Source organism: Citrobacter sp. Cb004 (assembly GCF_030337065.1).
GTDB classification, from domain to species: domain Bacteria; phylum Pseudomonadota; class Gammaproteobacteria; order Enterobacterales; family Enterobacteriaceae; genus Citrobacter; species Citrobacter braakii.
The window spans coordinates 1-6,774 of record NZ_JAOWCH010000037.1 but is presented as its reverse complement, the minus strand read 5'-3'; the positions used below and the strand labels follow the sequence as shown (position 1 = coordinate 6,774).

The 6,774-nt window shown below is 48.1% G+C and carries 6 protein-coding genes and 2 pseudogenes; 2 read left to right on the top strand and 6 right to left on the bottom strand.

Annotated features, from left to right (window positions below; genetic code table 11):
* Positions 1–63: 63 nt before the first annotated feature.
* Entirely contained in the window at positions 64–1,215 is a 1,152-nt protein-coding gene (locus OGV65_RS03040; RefSeq protein WP_191249251.1) for an IS30-like element IS30H family transposase, read from the top strand.
* A gap of 9 nt (positions 1,216–1,224) precedes the next feature.
* On the opposite strand, the pseudogene OGV65_RS03035 reads toward OGV65_RS03040, so the two are convergent.
* The 5 genes and pseudogenes from OGV65_RS03035 to OGV65_RS03015 all read right to left on the bottom strand — a co-directional run.
* A pseudogene (locus OGV65_RS03035) lies at positions 1,225–1,473 on the bottom strand (transposase); the annotation flags it as partial.
* Between the two features lie 63 nt (positions 1,474–1,536).
* Positions 1,537–1,638, bottom strand: a pseudogene (locus tag OGV65_RS03030) (amino acid ABC transporter ATP-binding protein); the annotation flags it as partial.
* Positions 1,631–2,296, bottom strand: coding sequence for an amino acid ABC transporter permease (locus tag OGV65_RS03025; protein WP_286454593.1), 666 nt, complete (start codon positions 2,294–2,296; stop codon positions 1,631–1,633). The pseudogene OGV65_RS03030 and the gene OGV65_RS03025, both read right to left, overlap by 8 nt.
* Before the next feature lie 13 nt (positions 2,297–2,309).
* The gene (locus tag OGV65_RS03020) at positions 2,310–2,951 is read right to left on the bottom strand and encodes an amino acid ABC transporter permease (RefSeq protein ID WP_286454592.1); all 642 of its coding nucleotides are present in this window, start codon (positions 2,949–2,951) and stop codon (positions 2,310–2,312) included.
* A 45-nt stretch (positions 2,952–2,996) separates the two neighbouring features.
* Complete coding sequence (locus tag OGV65_RS03015; RefSeq protein ID WP_286454591.1) at positions 2,997–3,848, bottom strand: transporter substrate-binding domain-containing protein; 852 nt, start codon at positions 3,846–3,848, stop codon at positions 2,997–2,999.
* Positions 3,849–4,080: 232 nt separating this feature from the next.
* Between OGV65_RS03015 and pdxR the strand changes: the two genes are divergently transcribed.
* Entirely contained in the window at positions 4,081–5,547 is a 1,467-nt protein-coding gene (gene pdxR, locus OGV65_RS03010) for a MocR-like pyridoxine biosynthesis transcription factor PdxR (RefSeq protein WP_286454590.1), read from the top strand.
* Positions 5,548–6,021: 474 nt separating this feature from the next.
* On the opposite strand, the gene OGV65_RS03005 is transcribed toward pdxR, so the two are convergent.
* Positions 6,022–6,719 (bottom strand): IS1-like element IS1B family transposase gene (locus tag OGV65_RS03005; RefSeq protein ID WP_095033700.1). Its coding sequence is split into 2 segments (ribosomal slippage): positions 6,022–6,470 and positions 6,470–6,719, totalling 699 coding nucleotides; the frame shifts between segments, so codons are not numbered across the junction.
* Positions 6,720–6,774 lie beyond the last annotated feature (55 nt).

Here is a 6,774-nt window from a genome sequence, read left to right as displayed (position 1 = left end):
CTGTAGATTCAATTGGTCAACGCAACAGTCATGTGAAAACATGTAGTTGCGGAGGATTGTTGGATGAGACGGACATTTACAGCAAAGGAAAAAACATCTGTTTTTGAACTGTGGAAGAACGGAAAAGGCTTCAGTGAGATAGCTAATATCCTGGGCTCGAAACCAGGAACCATCTTCACGATGTTAAGAGATACTGGTGGCATAAAACCCAATGAGCGCAAGCGAGCTGTTGCTCACCTGACGCTGTCTGAGCGCGAGGAAATACGAGCCGGTCTGTCAGCTAAAATGAGCATTCGAGCCATCGCTACAATGCTGAATCGTAGCCCTTCGACAATCTCACGTGAAGTTCAGCGTAATCGTGGCAGGCGCTATTACAAAGCCGTTGATGCGAATAACCGGGCCAACAGAATGGCTAAAAGACCAAAACCATGCTTACTGGATCAGAATATGCCGTTGCGAGAGCTTGTTCTGGAAAAGCTTGAGATGAAGTGGTCCCCAGAGCAAATATCAGGATGGTTAAGGCGAGCGAAGCCGCGTCAAAAAACACTACGAATATCACCTGAGACAATTTATAAGACGCTTTACTTTCGTAGTCGTGAAGCGCTACACCACCTGAACGTACAGCATCTGCGCCGATCGCACAGCCTCCGTCATGGCCGGCGCCATACTCGCAAAGGTGAAAGAGGCACTATCAACATAGTGAACGGAACGCCAATCCACGAACGTTCCCGGCATATCGATAACAGACGCTCTCTGGGACACTGGGAAGGCGATTTAGTCTCGGGTACAAAAAACTCCCATATAGCCACACTTGTAGACCGAAAATCACGTTATACGATCATCCTGAGACTCAGGGGCAAAGACGCTTTATCAGTGAATCAGGCTCTTACAGATAAATTCCTGAGCTTACCTCCTGAACTCCGGCGATCACTGACATGGGACAGAGGAATGGAACTGGCCAGACATCTGGAATTTACTGGCAGCACAGGAGTTAAAGTTTACTTCTGCGATCCTCAGAGCCCCTGGCAGCGGGGAACAAACGAGAACACTAATGGGCTAATCCGACAGTACTTTCCCAAAAAGACATGCCTTGCCCAATATACTCAACATGAGCTGGATCAGGTTGCAGCTCAGCTAAACAACAGACCGAGAAAGACACTGAAGTTCAAAACACCTAAAGAGATAATTGAAAGGGGTGTTGCGTTGACAGATTGAATCTACAGCGGCTTTTTTTAATATGTCCCGTTCGTCGGTAACCCGCTTCAGCTCTTTCTGGAGACGGCGGATCTCGGCCTGAGCATCTGACTGTTCTTTATTAGTGGAAGAATCCGGACCGTACTTCTTTATCCAGGAGTAAAGGCTGTGGGTGGTGATATCGAGACGTGTTGCAACGCTGGCAACAGAATAACCGCGATCAACAACCTGTTTGACTGCTTCAATTTTAAACTCTTCGGGATAACGCTTACCGCTCATGGGCACCTCTCTTTAAGTCATCTTAAATGACTCTGAGGTGTCTGTTAAACCTGTGGCGATTCACACTGTTCCTTTCTCGACAGTCAGGTTAATATCACGCAAAACTTCAATGTTATCAAACTGCTTGGAAACATTTTTAACGCTTACCGCTATAGTCTCAGGCATGACTCATTCCTCTTCTGGTTCCCCGGGCGCTCAGGTGTTTAATCAAAAGCTCAATCAAAATGCTGATCGCCCAATAGAGCGCAATCGCGACAATAAAAGCGTTAAACGGGATAAAATAGGTTGCCTGAACGCTATTGGCTGCTGCGGTAATTTCCTGAACGGTTATAATGCTCAGGAAAGCGGTATCTTTCAGGCAAATAATAAGCTGGTTACCTGTTAACGGTAAGGCCGATGTAAAAATATTGGGAAGAATGATTCGATGGAATACTTTATACCGGGAAAAGCCCTGAGCTACCGCTGCCTCAATATACCCTTCAGAAAAGACACGTCTCTGGCTACGTAATATCTCAAAAAAATAAGCACCATGATAGATAATTAAGGCTGTCAGCCCTGCGCTCCATGCTTCCATACTGATACCTATTTCCGGCAGGCCGTAATAGAATAAATAGGCAAGGATCAGAAAAGGAATTGCCCGCATTAAACTGACGAAACCAATAATAAGACAGTTTAGGGGCCTTTTCTGATATTCTGTCAGATAGCACAAAGTGATGCCTATCAGTAAACCGACGATAGCGGCAATAATAAATAGCTCAAGAGTAACGAACAAACCTGAAATGAAACTCTCCCGCTCCGACCAGATCACGGCCCACTGGTTCATAATACCTCCCGTTTCATCGTGCCAGACGCTTTGCTTTACGTTCCGCCAGCCTCTGCAATTTCAGAAGCAGGCCTATAATCGCCACGTACAGTAAACCTGCTGCCAGAATCGGCGACAGGGGCTCATAAGTAACGGAGGAGATTCGGTTGGTGACGCGGGTTAAATCCACCACTCCGATGACCGCAATCGCCGGGCTACCTTTGATAAGAAAGGACATTTCATTCACCAGCGCAGGCAGGCTTTCGATCCACATTTGCGGTAGCATAATGTAGCGAAAATAGATCCACCGTCGCATACCCACCGATTCTGCCGCCTCCCGTTGTTCTCGTGGGAAAGTACGAAATGCGCTCCGCCAGATTTCAGCATTGAAAGCCGATGTATTGAGCGTCAGTGCCACGATGGCCGCGATGTTTTTATCGAGGTTAATGCCGATCGTTGGCAGGGACAGGAACAAAAACAGTACCAGAGTGACCAGGGGGGTCGCACGAGCCAGACTGATATAGACAACCAGTAACTGGTCTATTACCGGGATCCGCAACATCCGTACAAGGGCGATCAACAGGCCAATAATGACCCCGAAAAGAATAGCGATAGCTGAGATCCAGAGGGTCGTCCACGCGCCTTCAATCAGTAGTTGCCAGGAAATTGTATCCATATGACCCTCCTTCTTATCAGACATGCGGCGTTCCGCTGCGAAAGATTACAGCCCTGCTAACCGGTGGAACTGCTCAGCCGTGGTAATGGGTTCTGAAGGTAAATCGTTATAGGTTTCACCAAACCATTTATTCTGCAGCTCGGCAAGCTTACCGGTTTCACGCATATGGCTGATAAATTTAGTCATATAGGCCAGAAGCTGTGGTGAGTTTTTCGGGATTGGCCACGCCATATAACCCGGGCCGGAAACCGGCAGCCCCCTGGCAAACACTTTTGGTCTTGATTTCGTCAGGTCGTTAACTGAAATCACCACGTTAATCACATAATCAAGGCGTTTGTTGGCCAGGTCTGCATAAGCCTCAGGATAGGAGGGATACTCCACTACAGGCCCCAGTTTTCCTCCCTCTTTTTCCAGCATCGCTTTCAATTCGGGTAAGCGGGCCAACAAAGCGCTACCTGCCTGTACTCCTACTTTTTTACCGCTTAAACCAGCAATGGTGTTCAGTGAATCATCTCCTGCACGCTTAACAAAATAATGCTGTGCAGAGGCCCATGGTGGGGTGAAGTCAAAAACTTTAAGTCGATCATCTGTAATTACCGCACCGGTTAACGCCATGTCATACTGACCAGTCGAGACAGCTGCTAATAATCCGGTCCACGGTAGAATGCTTTGATCGACATTGAATTTTGCATACTTACGTAATTCATCGAGCATATCTTTGTTAAAACCATCGGCCTGCCCATTATTCATAAAGTTAAAAGGTGCATAATCATCCTCGGTGGCAACTTTTAAAGTACCGGATTTCTCTATTTCCGGTAGATCGGCTGCAGCAGCATGATAAGAAAAGGCCATAGCCGCGACAGCTCCCAGAAAAACTGAAATCAATGATTTTTTCATCAATCCACCCCTACTTAATTTGCTCTACGTGCCCATCCAGAACGCATAAAAGATTGATGCAAGAAATATGCCGGCGGAGGTTCCGATCCGCGACTGATGATTGCGTTTTTACTGTAGAGAGCGTTTTTATTTTCCGTATAGAGCCAGTTTCATCAGATGAATGTGTCAGTCTGAATTAGAGTGGTATGCAATTTGCAAATAATTTACAGGCCATGCGTAAGAGGAATCTGCTATGTTCCATCACCTGTTACACATCGATTTCGATCCGGACCGCAGGCTACAGGAACAGGTGCGGGAGGTATTAGTTAACGCTATTCTGAACGGCATATTTGCAGTTGATACACCATTGCCCTCCTGCCGTTGTCTGGCCAGCCAGTTGCAGGTTTCGCGTAACACCACCGCGCTGGTTTTTGAACATCTGGTGAATGAAGGCTACCTGATAAGCCGTCCACGCAGTGGTTACTATCTGCATCCGGATTATCACCAGGTTACTGCATTCCGTGCGGAACAGCCTGCACCTGAACATAACAGTACCGCACCAGACTGGGGCACGCGTCTGAAAATGAACCCCAGCCAGCAGGAGTCTTTGCTAAAGCCTGCCGGCTGGATGAACTATCGATATCCGTTTATCTATGGCCAACCTGATACTCGTCAGTTCCCACTGGCAAGCTGGCGTTTGACGGCTAACTGGTTGCATGAGGGGAGGCGAGAACCGGGATGGGTGTTAGACCACATAGATCAGGATGTGCCGTTGCTGATAGAGCAAATACGTACCAGGGTTTTGCCAAAGCGAGGTATCGTTGCTGCTCCGGATGAGATCCTGATTACCTTAGGCTCACAAAATGCCCTTTATTTGCTGACTCGCTTGCTAATGTCTCCAGCGACTCGCGTCGGTGTTGAGAATCCCTGCTTCCGCGAAGCGATTAACACCTTTCTTCTCGCCGACACTGATATTGTTCCACATCCAGTGGATGACGAAGGTATTGTACTCAACGAGTCTCCCTGCGATTACTACTACGTTACTCCCGGGCATCAGGTACCTACAGGCATCATGATGAGTAAAGCGCGGCGAACCCGGTTGCTGGAGTTTGCTGCACGACAGGATGCGGTAATTATTGAGGATGACTATGATTCCGAAAGTAATTTTATGCTTAATCCGCTTCCGGCACTGAAGGCTATAGATCGTAGCGAACGCGTAATTTACGTCAGTAGCCTGTCAAAAGCATTGTCGCCAGGATTACGGCTGGGCTTTATGGTGGCAGCTCCGGAGCTCATTGATGAGGCACGGGCACTGCGGCGGCTGCTTTATCGTCATCCGCCAACCAATATACAATATCAAATGGCGCACTTTCTCTCCCAGGGACACTATGAAACACATTTGCGACGTTATCATGACGATTCTGCCCGTCGCTGGGACAGACTACATCAGGCGTTGCAACGCTACCTGTCAGAGTGCTCACCTCTGTCTGGAAGTGAACATGCGAATGCCTTCTGGCTGAAGACGCCGGATCATATTAATACCCAGAAACTTACATGGCGTGCTGCCCACGCAGGTGTGCTGATTGAACCAGGTGCCAGACATTTCCTTGGCGATACACCACCCGATAATTTTTTCCGCATGGGCTTTCATGCCATTAACCCCGATGCAATTGAACCAGGTGTTGAGGTATTACAACGACAGTTAGCGCAAATGCGATAATCATCCATTGTAATTACTGTATTGTTGTCTCTTAGCAGTCTGAGGATAGTGGACTTTAGTAAACTGGTATATGTTCATCGACTGGTCGCCAGTCTTTTTGTCGAGAATTTATTCGGCCTACCTGATGTGGATCACTTTGACAGCGACAAGTATAGTAATGCTGCCAGCGCTCTTCAGTGGTTTACCCAGAGCTGAAAATATGACTAAATACCTTAAAGAAAATCCAGACATTTTACAAAATCTAAAATATCACCGACCTTATGTTGTGTAAAATATGCCGCAAGGCGTCACTGCCTCATCAGGATTCTAAATTGATGGTGCGAGGTTCGAGTCCTTGGTGGGGGATCAGTCCACAAAACCGTGGCTACTTTGTCAGAAAAAGATCTACCCGTGCTTGCATCGGGGAGGTGTCCATATAAGTTATTTAGTAACATATTAATTTCTTTCTTTGTCATCGAGGGTAATGACTCCAACTTATTGATAGTGTTTTATGTTCAGATAATGCCCGATGACTTTGTCATGCAGCTCCACCGATTTTGAGAACGACAGCGACTTCCGTCCCAGCCGTGCCAGGTGCTGCCTCAGATTCAGGTTATGCCGCTCAATTCGCTGCGTATATCGCTTGCTGATTACGTGCAGCTTTCCCTTCAGGCGGGATTCATACAGCGGCCAGCCATCCGTCATCCATATCACCACGTCAAAGGGTGACAGCAGGCTCATAAGACGCCCCAGCGTCGCCATAGTGCGTTCACCGAATACGTGCGCAACAACCGTCTTCCGGAGCCTGTCATACGCGTAAAACAGCCAGCGCTGGCGCGATTTAGCCCCGACGTATCCCCACTGTTCGTCCATTTCCGCGCAGACGATGACGTCACTGCCCGGCTGTATGCGCGAGGTTACCGACTGCGGCCTGAGTTTTTTAAATGGCGGAAAATCGTGTTGAGGCCAACGCCCATAATGCGGGCGGTTGCCCGGCATCCAACGCCATTCATGGCCATATCAATGATTTTCTGGTGCGTACCGGGTTGAGAAGCGGTGTAAGTGAACTGCAGTTGCCATGTTTTACGGCAGTGAGAGCAGAGATAGCGCTGATGTCCGGCAGTGCTTTTGCCGTTACGCACCACCCCGTCAGTAGCTGAACAGGAGGGACAGCTGATAGAAACAGAAGCCACTGGAGCACCTCAAAAACACCATCATACACTAAATCAGTAAGTTGGCAGCATCACC

Excerpts from the sequence above, each read along its gene's own strand:
- OGV65_RS03025 (WP_286454593.1), bottom strand. The coding sequence starts at position 2,296 with ATGAACCAGTGGGCCGTGATCTGGTCGGAGCGGGAGAGTTTCATTTCA.
- OGV65_RS03015 (WP_286454591.1), bottom strand. The coding sequence starts at position 3,848 with ATGAAAAAATCATTGATTTCAGTTTTTCTGGGAGCTGTCGCGGCTATG.
- OGV65_RS03040 (WP_191249251.1), top strand. The coding sequence starts at position 64 with ATGAGACGGACATTTACAGCAAAGGAAAAAACATCTGTTTTTGAACTG.
- OGV65_RS03020 (WP_286454592.1), bottom strand. The coding sequence starts at position 2,951 with ATGGATACAATTTCCTGGCAACTACTGATTGAAGGCGCGTGGACGACC.
- pdxR (WP_286454590.1), top strand. The coding sequence starts at position 4,081 with ATGTTCCATCACCTGTTACACATCGATTTCGATCCGGACCGCAGGCTA.